General features: G+C 60.5%; 16 protein-coding genes. 6 read left to right on the plus strand and 10 right to left on the minus strand.

Going from position 1 to position 19796, the window contains the following annotated elements; translation table 11 throughout:
• The first annotated feature begins 19 nt into the window (after nt 1-19).
• Entirely contained in the window at nt 20-439 is a 420-nt protein-coding gene (locus Q0K12_RS01830; RefSeq protein ID WP_297259858.1) for a DVU_2496 family lipoprotein, read from the plus strand.
• Nucleotides 440-668: 229 nt separating this feature from the next.
• Nucleotides 669-4016, plus strand: a complete 3348-nt coding sequence (locus Q0K12_RS01835) for a UvrD-helicase domain-containing protein (protein ID WP_297259859.1) — start codon at nt 669-671, stop codon at nt 4014-4016.
• Between the two features lie 183 nt (nt 4017-4199).
• Here the strand turns inward: Q0K12_RS01835 and Q0K12_RS01840 are convergent, their stop codons facing one another.
• On the minus strand, nt 4200-4460 hold the full coding sequence (locus Q0K12_RS01840; protein WP_297259862.1) for a hypothetical protein: 261 nt from the start codon (nt 4458-4460) through the stop codon (nt 4200-4202).
• Nucleotides 4461-4765: 305 nt separating this feature from the next.
• On the opposite strand from Q0K12_RS01840, the gene Q0K12_RS01845 reads away from it, so the two are divergent.
• Complete coding sequence (locus Q0K12_RS01845) at nt 4766-5191, plus strand: hypothetical protein (protein WP_297259864.1); 426 nt, start codon at nt 4766-4768, stop codon at nt 5189-5191.
• 63 nt (nt 5192-5254) lie between these two features.
• Complete coding sequence (locus Q0K12_RS01850; RefSeq protein ID WP_297259866.1) at nt 5255-5803, plus strand: hypothetical protein; 549 nt, start codon at nt 5255-5257, stop codon at nt 5801-5803.
• 251 nt (nt 5804-6054) lie between these two features.
• On the opposite strand, the gene glmS is transcribed toward Q0K12_RS01850, so the two are convergent.
• From glmS to Q0K12_RS01880, 6 genes are all read right to left on the minus strand, one after another.
• Entirely contained in the window at nt 6055-7875 is a 1821-nt protein-coding gene (gene glmS / locus Q0K12_RS01855) for a glutamine--fructose-6-phosphate transaminase (isomerizing) (protein ID WP_297259868.1), read from the minus strand.
• 79 nt (nt 7876-7954) lie between these two features.
• Nucleotides 7955-9850, minus strand: coding sequence for a SurA N-terminal domain-containing protein (locus Q0K12_RS01860; RefSeq protein ID WP_297259870.1), 1896 nt, complete (start codon nt 9848-9850; stop codon nt 7955-7957).
• A gap of 228 nt (nt 9851-10078) precedes the next feature.
• Nucleotides 10079-10447 (minus strand): hypothetical protein, encoded by a 369-nt coding sequence (locus Q0K12_RS01865; protein WP_297259872.1) that lies wholly within the window; start codon nt 10445-10447, stop codon nt 10079-10081.
• A gap of 125 nt (nt 10448-10572) precedes the next feature.
• Nucleotides 10573-11145 (minus strand): hypothetical protein, encoded by a 573-nt coding sequence (locus Q0K12_RS01870; RefSeq protein ID WP_297259874.1) that lies wholly within the window; start codon nt 11143-11145, stop codon nt 10573-10575.
• On the minus strand, nt 11132-11644 hold the full coding sequence (locus tag Q0K12_RS01875) for a PAAR domain-containing protein (RefSeq protein ID WP_297259876.1): 513 nt from the start codon (nt 11642-11644) through the stop codon (nt 11132-11134). The genes Q0K12_RS01870 and Q0K12_RS01875 overlap by 14 nt, the downstream gene beginning before the upstream one ends.
• Before the next feature lie 37 nt (nt 11645-11681).
• The gene (locus tag Q0K12_RS01880) at nt 11682-13187 is read right to left on the minus strand and encodes a sigma-54 dependent transcriptional regulator (RefSeq protein WP_297259877.1); all 1506 of its coding nucleotides are present in this window, start codon (nt 13185-13187) and stop codon (nt 11682-11684) included.
• Nucleotides 13188-13281: 94 nt separating this feature from the next.
• On the opposite strand from Q0K12_RS01880, the gene larB reads away from it, so the two are divergent.
• A complete protein-coding gene (larB, locus tag Q0K12_RS01885) occupies nt 13282-14106 on the plus strand; it encodes a nickel pincer cofactor biosynthesis protein LarB (protein WP_297259879.1) in 825 nt (274 codons plus the stop codon).
• Between the two features lie 1577 nt (nt 14107-15683).
• Here larB and Q0K12_RS01890 read toward each other — a convergent pair.
• The 3 genes from Q0K12_RS01890 to Q0K12_RS01900 all read right to left on the minus strand — a co-directional run bounded on the left by Q0K12_RS01890 (nt 15684) and on the right by Q0K12_RS01900 (nt 18108).
• Nucleotides 15684-16196 (minus strand): AAA family ATPase, encoded by a 513-nt coding sequence (locus Q0K12_RS01890; RefSeq protein ID WP_297259882.1) that lies wholly within the window; start codon nt 16194-16196, stop codon nt 15684-15686.
• 124 nt (nt 16197-16320) lie between these two features.
• Nucleotides 16321-16545 (minus strand): hypothetical protein, encoded by a 225-nt coding sequence (locus Q0K12_RS01895; RefSeq protein WP_297259884.1) that lies wholly within the window; start codon nt 16543-16545, stop codon nt 16321-16323.
• A gap of 66 nt (nt 16546-16611) precedes the next feature.
• On the minus strand, nt 16612-18108 hold the full coding sequence (locus Q0K12_RS01900) for a M23 family metallopeptidase (protein WP_297259885.1): 1497 nt from the start codon (nt 18106-18108) through the stop codon (nt 16612-16614).
• Between the two features lie 223 nt (nt 18109-18331).
• On the opposite strand from Q0K12_RS01900, the gene Q0K12_RS01905 reads away from it, so the two are divergent.
• Complete coding sequence (locus Q0K12_RS01905) at nt 18332-19654, plus strand: DnaA/Hda family protein (protein ID WP_297259888.1); 1323 nt, start codon at nt 18332-18334, stop codon at nt 19652-19654.
• Nucleotides 19655-19796 lie beyond the last annotated feature (142 nt).

The following is a 19796-nucleotide window of genomic DNA, read 5'->3' on the forward strand; positions in this document are numbered from 1 at the left end:
GCGCCGCAAAGGAGCCACCATGATCCGTCCGAGCTTCCTTCCCGCCCTTCTTTGCCTCTGCTGCCTTGCGCTCGCGGCCTGCGGCGCCCGGCAGAAGCAGGAGGACACGCTCTTTCCCAAAGACTGCGAAAAGACTTATACCTTCGCGCCCGGCAACTATATCATCGAGATCGCCGGCGGCTCGGAAGTGGTGCTGGATCCGCTGGTGCACGACTTCCACCTGTTCTGCACGGCCGATCAGGCCCGGGACTACGTTCTTGAAGAGATCAGCAGTCACCGCCTGCCGTGCGGGGACTGGCGGGTCTATGTGGTCGGCGGCAGCTTCCGTGAACTGGCCCAGCCCGCAGGCAACGGCACCTTCGTGCTCAAGCGCATGGCCCCGCTGGTGGACTGGGTATCGGAGATGCCGGTGGGCAATCTGCGCTATGTGGAACCATAAGCCCCGCATTCCCGGACATCTTCCCGCCGGGCGGGCCGCACCCGCAGTCCGGTCGGCAAAAACGCCATGAGCAGCGGCGGAGAGGGGATATCCTCCTCCGCCGCTTTCCTTTCCGGCCTGCGGCGGCCTCCGCCCGAAAACAGATGACATGCGGCGCGTATCCGGGCACATTGGGGGGACGTCCCGCCGGACGGGCGTCCGGCCATCGCCTGCGCTCAGGAGCATCACCATGTCTTTTATTGCCGACCTGCACATACATTCGCGCTTTTCCCGCGCCACCAGCAGGCAGCTTACCCCCGCCCATCTGGCGGCCTGGGCCCGCTGCAAGGGCATCGACCTGCTGGGTACCGGCGACTTCACCCATCCCCAGTGGCGGCAGGAACTGCGTGATCAGCTCGTGGAGGATGCGGACAGCGGTTTGTACCGCCTGCGGCAGGGGCAAACGGAAACGCCCGATTTCCTGGAAGGGGACGGCGGCCTGCTGCACGATGCCGAGCCGCGTTTCATCCTGCAGACGGAGATAAGCTCCATCTACAAGCGCCACGGTAAGGTGCGCAAGGTACACAATCTGGTCTTCGTGCCCACGCTGGAAGATGCGGACAAGCTTTCCCGCCGTCTGGAAAGCATCGGCAACCTCGCCTCGGACGGCCGTCCCATCCTGGGACTGGACTCCCGCGACCTGTTGGAGATCTGTCTTGAGGTCTGCCCGGCATCGGTCCTCGTACCCGCCCATGTCTGGACGCCGTGGTTCGCCCTTTTCGGTTCCAAATCGGGATTCGACCGGCTGGAGGACTGCTTCGGGGACCTTTCCTCCCATATTTTTGCGCTGGAGACGGGCCTTTCGTCCGATCCGGCCATGAACCGTCTGGTCAGCGCGCTGGACGGCTACGCGCTCATTTCCAATTCCGACGCCCACTCCGGGGCCAACCTCGGCCGCGAGGCCAACCTTTTCGCGGGCGCTCCCAGCTATGAAGGCCTGTTTTCGGCCCTGCGACGCGCGGCCCGCCGCGAAGCGCAGGACGGGCAGGACTGCCGTTTCCTCGGCACCCTGGAATTCTATCCCGAAGAGGGCAAGTACCATCTGGACGGACATCGCGCCTGTCAGGTCGTCATGACGCCGCGCGAGGCCCTGGCCTGCAACAATATCTGCCCGGTCTGCGGCAAGCCGCTCACCATCGGCGTCTTGCATCGCGTCTGGGAACTGGCGGACAGGGAAGAGCCCGCCCGGCTTGCCCACGAACCGGACGTGCATCCGCTTATCCCCCTGCCGGAACTGGTGGGAGAACTGCTGGGCGCGGGCGCGGGCTCCCGCAAGGTGCAGCAGCGATATGCCCGGCTCCTGCGCACGCTGGGCTCGGATATGGACATCCTCTGCCATCTGCCGCTGTCCGACATCGCCACCTGCTGGGATGCACTGGCCGAGGCCGTGGGCCGCATGCGGCGCGGCGAGGTGCACAGAGAGGGCGGCTATGACGGCGAATACGGCGTCGTGCGCGTCTTTACGCCCGAAGAGGCCGCCGAGCTGCACGGCCAGCCCAGCCGGCGCAAAGCCGCTGCGGCACGCAGGAAAACCGCCGCTCCCGCTCTGCCCCTGCTGGAAAGCGGCGCGGGGACGCCGGAGCAGCCTGCCGCCTCTCCGGCGGAAGACATCCGCCATTTCCGGCAAGACCTGGACGCGCAGGCCACGCCGGAGACGGATGAGGAAAGCGGCCCTGTCTTTTCCGAGGAACAGCTGACGGCCCTCACGGCAAGACCGGAGCCCGTGCTTGTGCTCGCCGGGCCGGGCGCGGGCAAGACGCGCGTGCTGGTGGGCCGCCTGCGCCATTTGCTGCGGCAGGGCATCGCTCCCCGCGAACTGCTGGCCATCACCTTCACCCGGCGGGCCGCGGCGGAGATGCGTGAACGTCTGACTGCGGACCATGCCGGGCCGGAAGACGTCCTTCCCGCCTGCGATACGCTGCACGCGCTGGCCTGGGGCCACCTGCAGCAGCAGGACCCACACGCCGTCCTGCTTTCGGATGAGGCGGCACGCGATCTTTTCCACATGGCCAGTCCGGCACTGAGTCGCGAGGAGGCCCGCGCCCATTTCGAGGCCTATGCCCTCTGGCGGGAAAAGGAACTGCACGGCCGCCGCCTGCCTCCCGATGCCGGAGAGCTGCCGTTGCTGGGCGCGCCTTCGCAGCCGTGGCATGCCGCCGCCTGCGCCTATGACGCCGCCAAACAGCGGCATACGCCGCGTCTCTATGACTACGCCGATCTGCTGGACGACTTCCTGCTGGCCGTCAAACGCGGGGAAGCGCCTGCCCGGCAACAGGTGCTGGTGGACGAGATCCAGGACCTTTCCCCCAAGCAGCTCGCCATCGTACGCGCGCTCCTGCCGGAAGACGGCTGCGGCTTTTTCGGCATCGGCGACCCCGATCAAGCCATTTACGGCTTCCGTGGCGCTCAGGGGCAGGATGAAGAAAGCATTCGCGCCATCTGGCCCGCACTGCGAGTCTTCCACCTTGCCCGCAGCTATCGGGCGGGGCAGGGCGTCCTGGATGCCGCACGCCGCATCCTGCGCCAGCGCGGTCAGTGCGGCGCGCTGCATGCCGTTCGTCCGCTGGCCAGCAGTCTGCATCTTTTTGCCGCGCCCACGCCGCAGGCCGAGGCCCGCTGGATCGCCGGGCATATGGTACGGCTGCTGGGCGGGTCCTCCCTTACCCTGCACCGAGAGGGGGACGCCACGGGCAATGTGCTGGACGGCACGCTTTCTCCCGGCGATATGGCGGTGCTCGTACGCATCAGGGCGCAGATCCCGGTCATCCGGGAAGCCCTTGAGGCCGCGGGCATCCCCTGCCGCGCTCCCGCCGAGGAAAGTTGCGGCCGGGACGATTTCTGCCGTGCCGTCCTCCTTGCCGCCGCGCAGGCCGAAGGCATGGCGGGATGCGTGCCGTCCTCATGGAGCGAGGCCGCGAGCCGCCTGAGCGGGGAGGGGAGCCGTCTGACCTGCGAGGAGCTGATGCGGGCCCTGGCCGCGCCCGAAGGAAACGCCCTGCCGCCCGATGCCGCGGGCAAACGGCTCTGCAACCTCCTGAAGCTGGACAGCACCCGCGGCGGCCTTTTGCTGCGGCAACCGGCCTGGCGGCAGCTCTGCCGTCTCTGGCGGCAAAGCGGCGGCTGGGCGGAACTGTTGCGCCTTCTGGTCTGGGAGGAGGAAGCCGAATCCCTGCGTGCCCGCACGGAGCATGTGCAGATCATGACCATGCACGCTTCCAAGGGGCTTGAGTTCCGTGCGGTCTTCCTCCCCGGTCTGGAGGACGGCCTGCTGCCTCTGCGCCGGGAAGTCCTCATGGGACAGCACGTGGAGAGCGCAATACCGCAAGAGCTGCTGGAAGAGGAGCGCCGCCTGCTTTATGTGGCGCTTACCCGCGCCGCGCAGGGCGTCTACGCCAGCCGCTGCGCGCAACGCAGCTTTTACGGGCACAGCTTGCGCCTGCCTGCCTCGCCCTTCCTCAGTCTGGTGGAAGATGCCTTCCATCAGTCCACGCTCAAGGCGCGCACCCGCCAGACGCAGGAACATCTCTCCCTGTTCTGAGACAGGCACGGGGACGGACCGCAAGCGAAGGCGGGATACCTGCGCCCTGCCGTCGGAGGGGGATGACCGGCAAGAAATGAAAAATGCCCCTGCCGGATGTCGGACGACATCCGGCGGAGCATTTTACGAAAGGGCGAGCCTTTCCCCTGATATGGACGCGACCCGCGTACGGCCGCGAAACGATTACTGTTCTTCAAGCCATGAGTCGTCTTCCAGCACGGTATAGCCGCGGACCATCAGATAGGAGACCTCGTCGGCCACTTCCAGCAGGCCCGTGACTTCCACCGGCACGCTCACCTCATCATCCAGGTCCACCCCGGCCCCGCGCGGGATGATGCGGTATTCCACATCGTCCTGTACGATGGCCACACGCGCCTGACGTGCATCCGTACCGCGCGGTACGGCGGTCACATAGCCTTTGACCGTGATCTGTTCCTTGCTCATCTGCTTCTCTGAAACCTTGCTGGTAATATCCCGGCCCGGCGCCGGGACGGGCAGGCTGTTCTGTCATGCACGCAGTCTTTTCAGACTGTACACGGCGGCACGCGCGGACAGAAAGCAGCTCCAATGACAATTCCGGCGTATGATACGCGGGCCGACCGCGCCACGCAAGGAAAAATGCGCTCCGGCCCGCTGCCGTGCGGCGCATTGCCGTTGCGCGGCGCGGCGCAACGGGGGATTGCCAAGCGGCTTTTCCTTCATGTAGATAGGGGAGGCACATCCCCAACCCTCGCCATCAGGAGGATCACGTGAACATTCGTCGCTGCTTCCCTGCCCTTGCTCTGCTCCTTGCCTTGTCCAGCCCCGTGGCTGCTCAGGATTTCAGCAGGTTCAGCATGGATGTTCCCCAGGGCTGGACCGCCTCCACCGGGGAGGAAGGCACCGTTGCCGTCATAGCTCCCAAAAACGAAGCCGCCGTCACCATCGCCATCGAAAAGCTGGAAGATCTCAGCCCCGAGGAAGTCGTACGCATCTTCGCCAAGGAACTCGGAGCCGGCGAACCGCAGAAAACGGCTGACGACGAATACAGCTTCCAGTATGTCCGCAACGGCATCAGCCATCGCTCCATCTTCCGCGCCCGGAAAGATCATTTTCTGCTGATCACCGTCAACGACGAGGCGGGCAGGCACCAGGAGACCATCGAGGCCATGCTCAAAAGCCTCAAGGAAAAATAAGCCTTGTCCCGCCTTCCGGCAGCCTTTGCGGACTCCATGACCCGACCGGACGAACGAAACGCCATGAGCGCACGCCTGCTGCGGCCCCCGTACCACAGGACGGCGTTCCCCGGCGTCCCCGCCCGTCCGGCTCCACGTCCGCACGTCACGGCAAGGTCGGTTTCCCGCTACCTGACTGCCGTGCTCTGCCTGCTGCTCGTGCTGGCGGCCGTTCCGCTCCACGCGCAGGATTTCCCTCACTTCGGCGTCCTCGTCCCGCAGGGCTGGACTGTGGAGGAACAGCCGGAGGACATGCTCATCCTCCGTGCCCCTGACGGCGACGCCGCAGCCGTCATCATCTACGCCACACTGCCGGAAAAACGCCCGGCCAAAGAGGTGCTTGAGGAATATGTCCGCTATTTTTCAGGCAGCGAACCGCAACAGCGCAATGATGATGCCTATCTTTTTGAATTCATGCGTGATGGCGTGCGGACCACGGCGCTTTTCCTCCATGATGCGCGCAGCTACCTGCTGCTGACCGTCAGCGACCCGCGCAAGCGCTATCCCCAGTGTCTGGACATGGTCATGGATTCGCTTGTCCTGCGCCGTGACGACGAAAAGCCCGCCCGCTAGACTCAGGATTCATTACGCTTTTTTGAGGGGGAAGCCCCCCCTTCCCCCAACAGACAACAAAGAGTGTTGGAGCGTTTCACTTTTGAAAAAGGTGAAACGCGAGGTGGGGGCACAGCGCCGCCCGGCCGAAACCAAGCGGAAAAACCGCGTTTTTTCCGCGAAACGCCAAGTCGGAAATGCTCTAACAGGCTCTGAAACGAAAAAGACCGCCCCAACAAGGGGGCGGTCCTGCATGCGGCTGGGGAGCGCCGTCATTCCACGGTGACGCTCTTGGCCAGATTGCGCGGCTGATCCACGTCCTTGCCCAGATAATCGGCCATTTCGTAACTGAAGAGCTGGAGAGCGGGCAGGGCCAGGAAGCCGGCCAGCGGCGCGGGCAGGGCGGGGATGCGCCAGATGTCGTCGGCGTCGGGTTCGCGCCCGGCATTGCACAAGGCGATGACCTTGCCCTGACGGGCCTTCACTTCCACCATATTGGAGACGACCTTCGGATAGAGGTCATCGTCCAGCGCCAACACCAGCGAGGGGAAAGCCGGATCGATGAGGGCTATGGGGCCGTGTTTCATCTCCCCGGCGGCGTAGCCCTCGGCATGGATATAGGAAAGTTCCTTGAGCTTGAGCGCCCCCTCCAGCGCCAGCGGGAAGCAGTGCCCGCGTCCCAGATAAAAGAAGTTGCGGGCCTGCGCGTACTTGCGCGAAAGCTCGCGGGCCCGTTCATGCATGGCGGGCAGGGCTTCGCCCAGCAACTGCGGCAGGCTCTCCAGCAGGGAAAGATGCTGCGCCCGGCTCTCCGCCATGTCGGCGTGGTTGCGCTGTCCCCAGTAAAGCGCCATGAGGGCAAGCATGAGCATCTGACTGCACATGGCCTTGGTGGAGGCCACGCTGATCTCCGGCCCGGCCTGGGTCAGGATGACGGCCGAGGCCTCGCGGGCGATGGAGGAGCCCACCACATTGCACAGACCCAGCACCGGCACGCCCTTTTCGCGCGCGATGCGCAGGGCGGCCAGCGTATCCGCCGTTTCGCCGCTCTGGCTGATGACCAGCACCATGTCTCCCTTGCCCAGCAGCAGGCTGTCCCGATAGCGGAATTCCGAGGCGATCTCCACCTGCACCGGGATCCGCGCCCAGTTTTCCAGCAGATGCCGCCCCCACAGACCGGAATGGTAGGACGTGCCGCAGGCGACGATATGCAGGCGTTCCGGCACGGGCAGGGCGTCCAGCTCCGGCAGGCACACCGAACCTTCCTGCATCCGGCCGCTCAGACCGTCGGTGATGACGCGGGGCTGCTCGAAGATCTCCTTGAGCATGAAATGCCGGTAACCGCCCTTCTGCGCGGCCTGCATGTCCCAGGTGATGGTCTGCACCGGATGCCGCACCGGGGCAAGGTCTTCCAGCCGCATGATGGCGTAGCCGCCGGCGTTGCAGCGCACGATGTCGCCGTCTTCCAGAAAGACGACCTGCCGGGTGTAGGGCAGAAAGGCCGGGATATCCGAGGCCACGAAATGCTCACCCGTGCCGATGCCGAAAATGAGCGGCGCGGACATGCGGGCCGCCAGCAGGGTCTCGGGATCGTCCCTGTCCATGAGGCAGACGGCATAGGCCCCGTGCGCCTGCCGCAGGGCGGCGGCAAAGGCCTTGAGCAGATCCGGCTCGCTCTTGCGACATTCGGCGATGAGATTGACCAGCACTTCGGTATCCGTCTCCGAATGGAAGACATAGCCCTTTCCCAGCAGCTCCGCCTTGATCTCCTGAAAATTCTCGATGATGCCGTTATGCACGATGGCAAGGCTGCCGTCATTGCTGCGGTGGGGGTGGGCGTTGCGTTCCGCCGGTTCGCCATGCGTCGCCCAGCGGGTATGCCCCATCGCCGTGGTGGCGAAGGTCACGGGTTCATGGGCTAGCTTCTCTTCCAGCGCCGCCAGTTTGCCCTTGGCCCGGATGACGGCCAGCTCCCCCTTGAGGCCGAAGGCCACGCCCGCGGAATCGTAACCGCGGTACTCCAGACGGCGCAGCCCCTCCACGACCACGGGGACGCCCGGCCGATGCCCGGTATAACCAATAATGCCGCACATGCTCTTGCTCCTGCAAAAAACCCTGTCCCCGTCCGAAGACGAGGGCAGGGAAGGTCTGTTGTGGGTGATGCCAGGCAGGCTAGTTGACGATCTGCCTGATCAGTTCGGGATTCTGCCTGATCTCCGCCTTGCGCTGCAATCCGCCCAGGAAGAGCAGGAAAAGCTCTTCGCCACGGCGATTGCGCAGCAGGCCGTCGAAACTCTCCTGCATGGTTTCCCATTCGGCCGGATCGGCTTCCTGCACGCCGTCCACCCGGCAGATGAGCGCGCCGGGGCCTTCCTTTTCGCTCTCGAGGCGGAAGGCGCGCGGCAGCCACTTCTTCAGGGGCGCGGCAAAAACGGCCTGAGAGAATTCCGTGCTGGCCGCAAAGCCGGACAGCACGCCGTCACGCTCAACGGAAGCCGTACCGAGCTTGAGCTCCTTGCCGTCCTGCGCCTGCTTCAGCTCTTCGGCCGCGGCCGAGAGGGCGGATGAAAGCATCTTTTCGTCCTTGAGGCGCTTTTCGATCTCGCCGCGCACGGCGGTCAGTTCAGACGTATGGGCGGCTTCGGACTTGTCCACACGCACCACCAGATAGTTTTCGCCGGCTTCCAGCGCCGTATCCACCGGATTGCCGCTGCCCGCCCCCATGATGAGGGCCGCATTTTCCGCGGAAAGGCCGAGGGCCTTTTCAAGCTCAGGCGCGGAGAGCAGCGCCGTCTTTTCCGCACTCAGGCCGAAACGGGCCGCGCTTTCGGCAAGGGGCTTCTTGAGGATATTGTCCTCCACAAGGCCGTCCAGCGCGTCATTGAGCTTTTCCACGCCACGCTGCCGCGCCAGTTCGGCCCGGATCTCGCCTTCCACTTCGCTGAGCGGCCGCGTACCGGCGGCCTTCTTTTCGCTGACGAGGATCAGATGCAGGCCGAAGGGCGTGCGGACGGTCTCGGAAAGCTTGCCGGGCTCCAGCGCAAAGACCGCTTCCTCAAAGGGCTGCACCGTCTGTCCGCGCTGGATCCAGCCCAGTTCCCCGCCGGGCCCGGCGGCATTGGGACCGTTGTGAGCATCAGCCACCTGGGCAAAGGTCTTGCCGTCCGCAAGTTCCTTGCGGATGGCGGCCATGCTTTCCTCGGCCTTCTTCACCTCTTCGGCCGTGGCCTTTTCCGCCAGCGGCACAAGGATATGGGCGGCCTTGACCATTTCCGGGGTTTCATAGCGGGAAGCGTTTTTCGTGTATTCCGCCTCCACATCCGCCGCGCTGACGCTTTCCGGCTTCACCAGCAGCAGAGGAGAGACCTTGATGTATTCCGCCACCACCTTGGCGGGGACGGCAAAGTCCTGCTTGTGGGAGGCGTAATAATCTGCAATCTCCTTGTCCGTGAGCTTCACCTCGGCCGCGAAGCGGGAGGCGGGCACAAAGGCGTAGGATATGCTGCGCTTCTGGCGCAGATACTGGAAAAAGGCGCGGGATTCGTCGCTGTTGCTCCAGATGCCCGCCCGGACGAGGGCCTCCATCTTGCCCGCAAGCAGGTCTTCACGCAATTTCTGCTCGAAGGCCGCCACGCTGCCGTAGCTGTTTTCGGCCATGCGGCGGAAGATCTCGGCATCGAAGACCCCGTCGCTGTTCTTGAACACGTCCACCTCTTCCACGGCCTGCCGCATTTCCTGCGCGGAAACGCTGATGCCCATGCGGGCGGCTTCCTGCTCCAGCAGCTTCTGCATGATCAGGGCATTGAGGACCCTGTCCCCGATATTCTGCTGCGCAAGCTGCTCGCGCGTGATGCCGGGATTGCTGCGCTGGATGGCCTCCACCTGCTGCTGGTAGGCCCGATGGAATGTACTTGCGGAAATGCCGTCGCCGTTGACCACAGCCACGACGCTGCCGCCGCTCGTATCGGTGATGCTGCCCACGCCCCAGAAGACGAAGACGAGGATGATCAGGCCAAAAATCAGTTTGACGCCCATGGATTGGGCATTGGAACGAATAAAGTCCAGCATGGCTACTCCGAAATGACGTCCTGACGCCGATAGCGCGCCGTAAAATTGCAGTTTAGCCGCATCGGCCCGGAAACTCAAGCGCGCCGGGCCGCAGAGGGGCGGGGAGAGGACTCGGAGTCAGCCTGCCTGAATGACGGATCCAGGTTTTTCTCTCCTGCCTGCGATAAAGCGGCCCTCATTTTACACGACACTTCAACAGATATTTTGACACGATAAAAAAATTGTAACTTATTGATTTTCAGGCAGCTGTCGTACGATATCCGCCAGGTCATCTCGTGTAAGTTCATTTGATTTTATTATTTCCAGCACATCGCCTTTTGATAAGGGAAAGTGTTGCATCATCTCCTTGAGTTCGTCTTTGGTGATTTTATCCAGCCAGACTGGCGCTATATAATTCCCACCCCACTCTGGCTTCATGGAAATTTCTTCTGAATTGGGTATTCCTCTAAAATTGGCATAAATCATAAATCTGCAAAAACCTTCTGGCATAACTTCATCAAGATACAGCACTGTACCAGGCGGTAATACATAAAAAGGGTTTCCCTCAATTTCTCTATATGAAATAAGCAAAGGTTCTTTTGTTCTATACACCTTCATCTGACACCTCTTATAGATATACTGTGTGAACAGTAGTAATACTGCTAATATTATTAACAAAAGTACGCTATTTTTTGTATATATTTTTCTTATCATACTTCACCTCTGTATTTTCCTCTAATATATCATATAATATCTTGGGAGAAAAAAAAACCTCCACCAATATTAAAAAATTCAGAAGATATAATATTTTTTCCAGACTGCTTTATACCATCCACTGTAACTGTTGCACAATTATGATTAAACAAATTATATTCTTTCTGCAGAATATATTGTATTCTATTTTTATACTCTATATACCTAAGTCGCTTTTTTAAAATACCATTAAAATATTCCACTATTGAGTTTATTTCATCTTCCTTTAAATAATAAACATATCCAATAGTTTTTCGACCTAAATTATTTTCTGCTTCAATATATGAATTAAAATTTTTCCATACATTCAAAACCCCCTCTCCTTTTTCATTAAACACCCCCCCAACCTCTCTATAACGTCCAAAATCGTATACATAATCCTTATTAGTAGTTACAACTCTTAAAGCGGAGTGTCCTAATACATGTCCCGGATAATAACCGCCTATTAGTACTTCTATAAAATTAGCAGAAACTTTTATTACTGTTTTTCTAGATGTCGTCCCCTTATTGCCTTTTTTCCGAGCTTTGTTTATAGTGCTATATTTAACATTAGGCATAATCAAGCAACTCTTCCTGAGATAAACCTGGGAAATATATGCTACACACTCCTCGTGGAACATTATCTACATGAATAAAACCATTAGAGTCAAGTTTTCCATAAACAACAGAATTATCTGGCAATACCAACTTAAATTTTTCATTTGGAATAGGAACACTATCAGAATCAACTAACTGAAATTCAATGTAAGTTTTTTCCTCAAGAATATCCCAAGCAAAAGAATTTATATATTGCCGCTGATCATCAACAAAAGTATCAGGAGAACCAGTAGTAATTATTGCTCCACAGGCTGTTTTAGAACCCACATGAGCAACTAATTTTCCTTCTCCAAAAACACTTTTTACTCCACTTATAATGGGATTAGGGCCATGTTCAGGACACAAATATATATCTCCAACTCTAGCTATAGGACGAGCATTCACCATAATGCTGGATGAGACAATTGCAATTGTTCCACCATGGCTACCAATGTCACCAAGGCGCGCAACAGGTTTTTCACTCATAACTTAATCCCTTTATCAGCCAGAATGGCAAAACGCCCTAATCGATGGGATGGCCGGCCGCCCGGTATTCGTTGAGCTTGTTGCGCAGGGTCCGAACGGAGATGCCCAGCAGCTCGGCGGCCTGAGTCCGGTTGCCGGCCGTGGCTTCCAGGCCCTTGATGATCATAAGGCGCTCCATCTCGTGGAGCGGGATGACCGAGCCGGAAAAAGCGCCTGCGGCGGGAGCCTGTCCGCCAGAGGCGGGCGTGACGGGCGCGGACGGGAGCATGGCGGGTTCCGCCCCTTCCTGAGAGGCTACGTCGCTGCCGGGGGCAAGCGTTTCCCTCTCGGGCTGGGCGGCGGTTTCAGTCTCTTCCTCGAAGAGGGGCCAGCTGTCTTCTTCCAGCAGGAAGTGACAGGGCTCTATGGGCCGGCCGTTGGCCAGCAGAACGGCGCGTTCCATGAGGTTTTGCAGTTCGCGCACGTTGCCGGGAAAATCATAGGTGGAGAGCCAGTCTACGGCCGCTTCGGAAAGGGAGCTGGGCGGCAGCTGGTACTCCCGCACGTACATATCCATGAAAAAGCGGGCCAGCTCCAGCACGTCGTCGCCACGTTCCCGCAGCGAAGGCAGCCGCAAGGGGATGACGTTCAGACGGAAATAGAGGTCCTGCCGGAATTTCCCCTGTTTGACCCAATCCTCGAGATTTCTGTTGGTGGTCGCAAGGACGCGAACATCCACATGGATGGTCTCCGTGCCGCCCACACGGTCGACCTCGCTTTCCTGAAGCACGCGCAGGAGCTTGGCCTGCAGCGCCAGATCCATTTCGGAGATTTCGTCCAGCAGGATGGTGCCGCCGTCCGCCAGCTCGAACTTGCCCAGCTTGCGGGAAATGGCCCCGGTAAACGCGCCCTTTTCGTGACCGAACAGTTCGCTCTCCAGCAGATGTTCCGGCAGGGCCGCGCAGTTGACCGCCACGAATGGGCCGCGTCGCTTGCTCATGGCATGCAGATAACGGGCGAACATTTCCTTACCGGTCCCGGATTCGCCGGAGATGAGCACCGTCGCCCGCGAACCGGCGACCTGACGCGCCAGCTTGAGCACGCGCGCGATAGCCGGATTATGCCCCACGATGCGCGGCCCGCTGCCGGGTTCGCCGTACTGCGGCTTGTGACCGCCCAACGTGCTGCTGGCCGGGACAGGCGCGGAACGCTGCGGGGCACGGGCCACGGCCTGTATGCGCTCCACGTCCAGCGGTTCCAGCCAGTAATCACGGGCCCCGAGGTGCATCAGGCGTTCGGCTTCCTGCGGGCTGCCCTTATCGGTGATGACGATGACCGGGGGAAACTGCGGATCGTCCGCGCCCACGGCCAGCAGATCCTCGACCTTGAAACCCGGCAGGCTCGGACGGGCAAAGATGATGTCCGGCCCTGACTTGCGGATAAAGACCGAGGCTCCCTTGAGATTCTCCGCAATGCCCAGCTCGAAACCGGCATCGCGCAAGGGTGGAAAAATGGCCGTTATGGCCTGCGCTGGAGCAAGAAACAGCAAACGCCGCGTTGACATAACCAAGGGTATGTAACCCGTTGCGGCCTACTTTGCAACACGCCAGCCTTGCCCGGGGGTGACATTCCGGGAGGATTTCCGTACAAAAATCCGCATGGAACAACAGCATCTTGAAACGCTCCTTTCCGCTGTGGCCCGGGGAGACATCAGTCCGTCCCTGGCTGTCCGGCAGCTTGCCCAGTCCACCCTTGAAGACAGTCTCAGCGGGCTTACCCTCGATACCCAGCGGGCCATGCGTACCGGCCTCGGCGAAGTGGTCTTTGCCCAGAGCAAGAGCAATGAGGCCCTGCTCGGCGCGGTGTCCGGCCTGCATCAGGACGGCAGCCCGGTGCTTGCCACGCGGGTCAGCCCGGAACAGGGGGAACTGCTGACGCAAAGCTTTCCCCAGGGCCGCTACTGGCCCATGACCCGCCTTTTCCTCTTGCCCCAGCGCCTGCCGGACGGGAGCAGCGCCGCCCCGCTGGAGCTTGGCCCCCCCTGGCCGCAGCAGGGGGACATCCTGGTCGTCACCGCCGGCGCCGCCGACATCCCCGTGGCGGCGGAAGCTTACGGCGCGCTCCGCTTCTGGGGCCGCAGCTGCGGCCTCATCACCGATGTGGGCGTTGCCGGCCTGCACCGCCTCACGCCGCATCTCCCGGCCCTGCGCGCCGCCCGCTGCGTCATCGCCGTGGCGGGCATGGAAGGGGCGCTGCCCTCCGTTCTGGCCGGATTGCTGCGCTGCCCCTTGCTGGCTGTCCCCACATCGGTAGGGTACGGCGTCGGCGCGGGCGGCAGGGCCGCTCTCTCCACCATGCTCTGTTCCTGCGTCCCGGGCGTGGCGGTGGTGAATATCGACAACGGTTTCGGCGCGGCCGCCTTTGCCGCCAAGATGGTGCAAGCGGCGAACGGCGCTGACGGTGACGCCCAGTCCGCCGGATAGGCGCTTGGCTCACGCACCTTTCCGCCCCGACAGTCCGCCGGCTGCCGGGGCTTTTTTTGTCCTCTCCGCCGCACAGCTTCTTCCTGCTATATGGGGCAGCCCCTGCGCATCCCCGGCAAATGCCGGACCATCCCCACGTCTGACGCAAGCCAGAACCACCGCAGCCTCGTTCCTCTGTTTCTCCTGTTTCCTTGCTCTGCCTTAGGGCCCGGTAAGACTATTCGCTGTCTGTTTTGGGGGAAGGGGAACCCCTCGCTCTGCTGTCGATGCCCGTAAGGCTCCTGCGTCGCCTAACGGGCACGGCCCAAGGGCCGCCCGTCGGGTCGCTGCCGGCGCTGGAGGGGTTCCCCTTCCCCCCAAGCTCCCCATCCCTTCCCCAGCGCGCTTTTACCGTGAGGAGAGCCGAGGGCACGAGGCTCGCCGCCTCCCCAAAGAAAAGCGAAGTTTGTACAGTAATTTCGCTTAGATGCTGCTTTTTCAAACACACGGCCTGTCGTTTCGCGGAAAAAATGCGTTTTCTCGCCGGGTTTGGGCCGGACGGCGCTGGCTCCGCCTCGCATTGTGCCTTTTTCAAGGAAAATCCGCTCTCACGCCGCCTGCCTCCAGTAACCTTTACTCCGGCTGCTCTCTGATCCGGCAGCTCCACGGTACATTACGCACAGAGCGCTGTTTAAAATAACTCTTTGTATTTTAGCATATTATGATACTTACTCACAGTATGCTCCTGCTCTTTTCAAGAGGTTTGCCGGGCTGTTGAACCAAGACGGTCAATCTCGCCCGCCGCTGCGGTTCCTCAACAGGCAGGAATCCCCTCCTGATTCCCTTCCCGCCGGAAATACGCATATTTTTGCTAATAATATCAAACAACTTGCTCTCTTGCACACAAAACTACCGCATAGTTACGCACAGCACGGAAGACTATCCGCTTGAGGAAGTGAGCACAGCGGATCTCCCCCTCTGTGCCGTGCATGGCCAGCAAAGGGCATCTTTTGTTTTTCTCCTAAAAATCATTGTTTATTCAAGATATTATGACACTTATCCGCAAAACTGACACCGTATTTTTCACAAAGGAAACACAAAGGCATATCTTTTCTCCATCCATAGAGTAATCAAAAAAAATATTGTAAAAATAATATGTTATATCATAATTCACAAAATCTTCCCGTCTATTCTCCCAAAAAAGCACACAAAAGGAACAGTAGCGAGGCTCCATACGAACCCCGACATGGAAAGGCCGTCCGCCTACATAAAAAAGACGTTGGAACAAAGAAAAAGGGGAGAGAGGGGGCCTCTCTTCCTGGGATAGGGCATCATCACCCATTTTAGACGGGGGAGAGCCCCACATGAACCTGTACCCAGAGCGTTTTGCTTTTGAAAAAGGCAAAACGCGAGACGGCGGTACGGCGCCGCCCGTCCCAAACCAAGCGGGAACATCGTGTTTTCCCCGCGAAACGAGAGGGCACGTGGTCGGAAACGCACAGTGTTTCCAACGAAAAAGGCTCATGAAGGGGGAACATGCCGTCCAGTCGCTCGGACAGCACGGACGCATGTTCCTTCTCGCGGCAAATCATCTGCCGTCACAACGTAACAGGCAGCGTATACTCATCCTCTATCCACACATAGGGATAGCCATATGTGTCGCACATATCCTTGTATCTGGCATTTTCTTCAATAAGATATGCCAGCGTGCATGATCCATCCTCGATGCGCTGCTCGATGACATTTTCATACTGCTGTATGCGTGAGAAATTTTTTTCGATATATCCCCTGCTCATGACAAGGCAGATGAATCGTATCTCACGGCTATATGCCGCATCAAAAGCATCTTTCCAGTCAGGGGGTATATAGCCTCCTTCAATAATGAGATTCTGCCCGTTTTCAACAGCGGTCTTTATCATCTCGCGGACGATGGGCCAGAGGAAGGCTTCCAGTTCCTTGTCGTCAGAGGGCGTGAGCGACGTATGCCCGCTCCGTATCAGGCCCATTTTCATATGATCGATGGACAGGTACGGATAATGATATTTTTCCAGAAGCTTTTGCGCCAGCAGGGTCTTCCCCGTATGCGTAGCGCCTGTGATGATGACTACCATCCCGTTTTCTTCCTCACTGTGTTCCGGGCAGCAAAAAACGGCACCTCATCGCTGAGGCGCCGTCCTGTTTGCCTGCCGCATCCCCGCGTCTGCTGCGGGACAGGGACTCCGTTTGCCGTCCCGTCTACAGCACGACATTGATGACTGAGCCCGAACCTTCCATGCTGGCCGCGATGGCCAGCCAGTCCGGCCCCAGAAAAAAGGAACTGTCGGACCGCACGGCCAGCGGACTGCTTGCGGCCACCGGGTCGGACGCCCTCTCGGGAGCCCCGCTGACCACCAGGATCTGCCCGCCGACCACGCGCTGCCACACGCCGCTCAACTGCTTCACAGGATCCACAAGCAACATGATTCCCTCCCGCAAAAAAAGCTGCTCTCAGGCATCGCACGGCAGTTCCTGACGGAAACGCGCGTGTCAGCGCTGCCGGCGACGCCTGCTCTTCGTATCATCCTCCGCCTTGTCTTCTCCCTCTTCCCGAACGCCGGGCGAGGAGGCAGGCGCAAGGCTGACGATGCTGTCCACCGTATAGTCGGACAGGCTTTTCTCCCCATTGAGATAGGCGCTCTCCAGCTTCATGATCTCGTTGAAGCGCTTCATGCCTCCCTTGGAAACAGGCTTGCCGCGCGGATTGATGGCCTTGACCGGATTGATGAACTTGCCGTTCTGCTTGAGCCGGAAGTCCAGATGCGGGCCCGTGGAGAGCCCCGTACTGCCCACGAAACCGATGACCTGGCCCTGACGGACGCGCTGGCCTTTTTTCAGGCCCCGCGCATAGCCGGAAAGATGGGCATACCATGATTCCAGCCCGGCTTCGTGTTTGAGGATGATCTGATTGCCGTAGCCGCCGGCCCAGCCGCGCTTGATGACCACGCCGTCCCCCACCGCCTTGACGGGCGTCCCTGTGGGAGCGCCGTAGTCCACGCCAAGATGCGGACGGCTGTAACCCAGAACAGGGTGCTTGCGGTTATGGCTGAAGCGCGAGGTGATGCGCGTGAAGGACAGAGGAGCCTGCAAGAGGGTCTTGCGCAGGTTCTCGCCCTTTCGGTTGTAGTACTGCGGACGTTCCTTGCCGTCCTTGAAGTAGAAGGCCTCGAAGGTCTTGCCCTGATTGGTGAACGTGGCGGCAAGGATGCGCCCGTAGCCCTTGTATTCGCCGTCGCGATACCGCTTCTCCACAAGGACGCTGAAGCTGTCGCCGGGCTGCAGGTCGCGGATGAAGTTGATCTCCGAACCGAAGAGCTCGGCCAGCAGGATGGCGATCTGCGGGCCTTCCCCCATATCGGCCACGGCCTGGAAAAGATTGTCCTGGATATCGGCCTTGATGGTCTCCAGCAGGATCACATATTCGATGCGCTCCACGCGGGCGACGGGATCTTCCATGCCTTCCACCACAAGGCGGCTGTTCCCGTCGATCTCGTATTCAAAGCGTTTGACGCGCCCGGTGGCGTTGTCGGTCACCACCACATAGGGTTGTCCGGCACGAAACGCCCGCAGGGAAAAGACCTCTTTGACGGCATTGGCGTATTCAAAAGATCCTTCCGTACTGACGCTTTCCAGCACGGTGCTGAGGGTATCCCCCTTTTCCACGGTGCCGTGCTTGACGGCCTCTCCGGCGGGAGGCTCGGCTTCCGTGCGTGCCTCGGGAGCCAGCAGAGGATCCTTGGCATCTCCTCCGGCCACGGTTTCAGGATCAGGGAGAGTTTCCCCCCCGGCGGAGGGCTTTTTCCCCTCCTGTTCCGCTTCCGGCGCGACGGGCGTCCCCGAGGAGGCCGTCCCCGTTTCCTGCCGGAGCGGTTCAGGAGCCTGCGAGGGCGGACGCTGCTCCTGCCCGCCGGAAATACCAAGCTGCACCGCACTGACAATGCCGATGAACACCAGCAGGACGACCAGGATGAACCAGATACGTTTCATATAATTTTCCGTTATCTCTCCCGACGCAACATATACCCCGCCGCCATATTTCTGTCCAGCTTTCCCGGGCTGTCCCGCTTTTCCCGCCCGACGTCCGCTTTTCCCCTTTTGCCGCAGGCGGGCTCCGGCCGTGGGAGGGGGCTTTTCCACACTTGTTTCAACGGGAAAAATCGCCTATATTCTTCCTTTGCTTCGCGCGGAATCGCGCGGTCGGGAAAGCACCTTGAGCAACAGGCACACACCACCTTCCCCCTCAGACCTGCTGCGCCGCACGGACGAGGCGCTGGAGCGCAGTCTCCCGCATGTGCCGCGTCCCTGGCTGCACGGTCTCGACGTGCTGGAAGATGGCGGAACGGTGGAGATCATTTTTCCGCATGCCCTGTATGAGCGCTTCTTTTCCCCGTACCGCCAGGTCTTCGAGACGGCGCTCCGGCAATGCCTCCCGCCGGGAACGTCTGTGCGCTACCGTACGGCCGCCATTTCCCGCCCGCGGAGGGATGCCCGCGGGAACGTCCCGCCGGAACAGCCGGGAAGCGTCCCGCCGGCCGCAGGAGCGCTGCCGCCCCTGCCCGATCCGCACAAGACGCTGGATGATTTTCTCTGCAACGCCAAGAACGCCTTTCCGCTGGAAGCCATGCGGCGCATTGCCCGCCATGCGCCCGGAGCCATTTTTCAGCCGCTGCTCCTCTACGGGGCAAGCGGCACGGGCAAAAGCCATCTGCTCTCGGCCGTGGGCGCCGGTTATGCCCGGCAGGGCCTGCGTGTGCTGGCGCTGCCGGCGGCGCGCTTCTGCCGTCAGGCGGATGGCTGGGCACGTTTGCCGGAACGCTTCTGGCAGATGGTCGATGTGCTCATGCTGGACGATCTTCAGGAGATCATCGGGCAGGAACAGTGTCAGGGCTACCTTGTCTCCCTGCTGGATCACTGCCCGCCGCAGCGGCAGGCCATCTTTGCTCTGACCGGCACGGCCCAGACCTTCAAGCGGCTGCAAAGCCGGCTGGTCGGCCGGCTGGAAAGCGGACTGGTGACGGAGCTGCTGGAACCGGATCTGGAGATCCGCCTGCGCTACCTGCAGGAGATCTGCCGTCAGCGGCAGCTGCCGCTTTCGCGCGAGGAACAGCTTTTTCTGGCCCGACGCTGCCGGCAGTTCCGGCTGCTGCAGGGCATGCTGCTCAAGGCGGCCGCCTTTGCCGAGATGCGGCAGGGCAGTCTGAGCAGGGAAGATATTGAAAATATCGCCCGTACCGGCGGCACGGAACCGGCCATCGGTCATCGGGAGATCGTGGAAGAGATCTGCCGCCTCTATGCGCTGCGCCCCGAGGAAGTGCTCGGCAACGGCAGACGCCCGCAACTTGTGCTGGCCCGGCAGATCGCCATGTACGTCTGCCGCCGCCGTCTGGGCCTCTCCTATCCCGAACTGGGGCGCATGTTCGGTGGGCGCGATCATAGTACGGTCGTCCATGCCGTGAAAAAGATTAAACAAATGCTGGAAAGTAACAAAGATGTGCAGAACGTGGTCGCCGCCCTGGAAAAAAGCGCGCCATGAGGAACATGCTCCCCGGACACGGAACGGAAAACGTGCCTGACGTTCCCGGGAAGCGCCTGCCGATGTCGAAAATATTTCAAGACATCTCCGCAGGTTATGCTAGTTGGCAACAAAACGTGATTGCCTATTACCACGAGGATTT

Origin of the sequence: uncultured Desulfovibrio sp., assembly GCF_944324525.1 — a bacterium.
In the GTDB taxonomy this organism is placed as follows: Bacteria; Desulfobacterota; Desulfovibrionia; order Desulfovibrionales; family Desulfovibrionaceae; genus Desulfovibrio.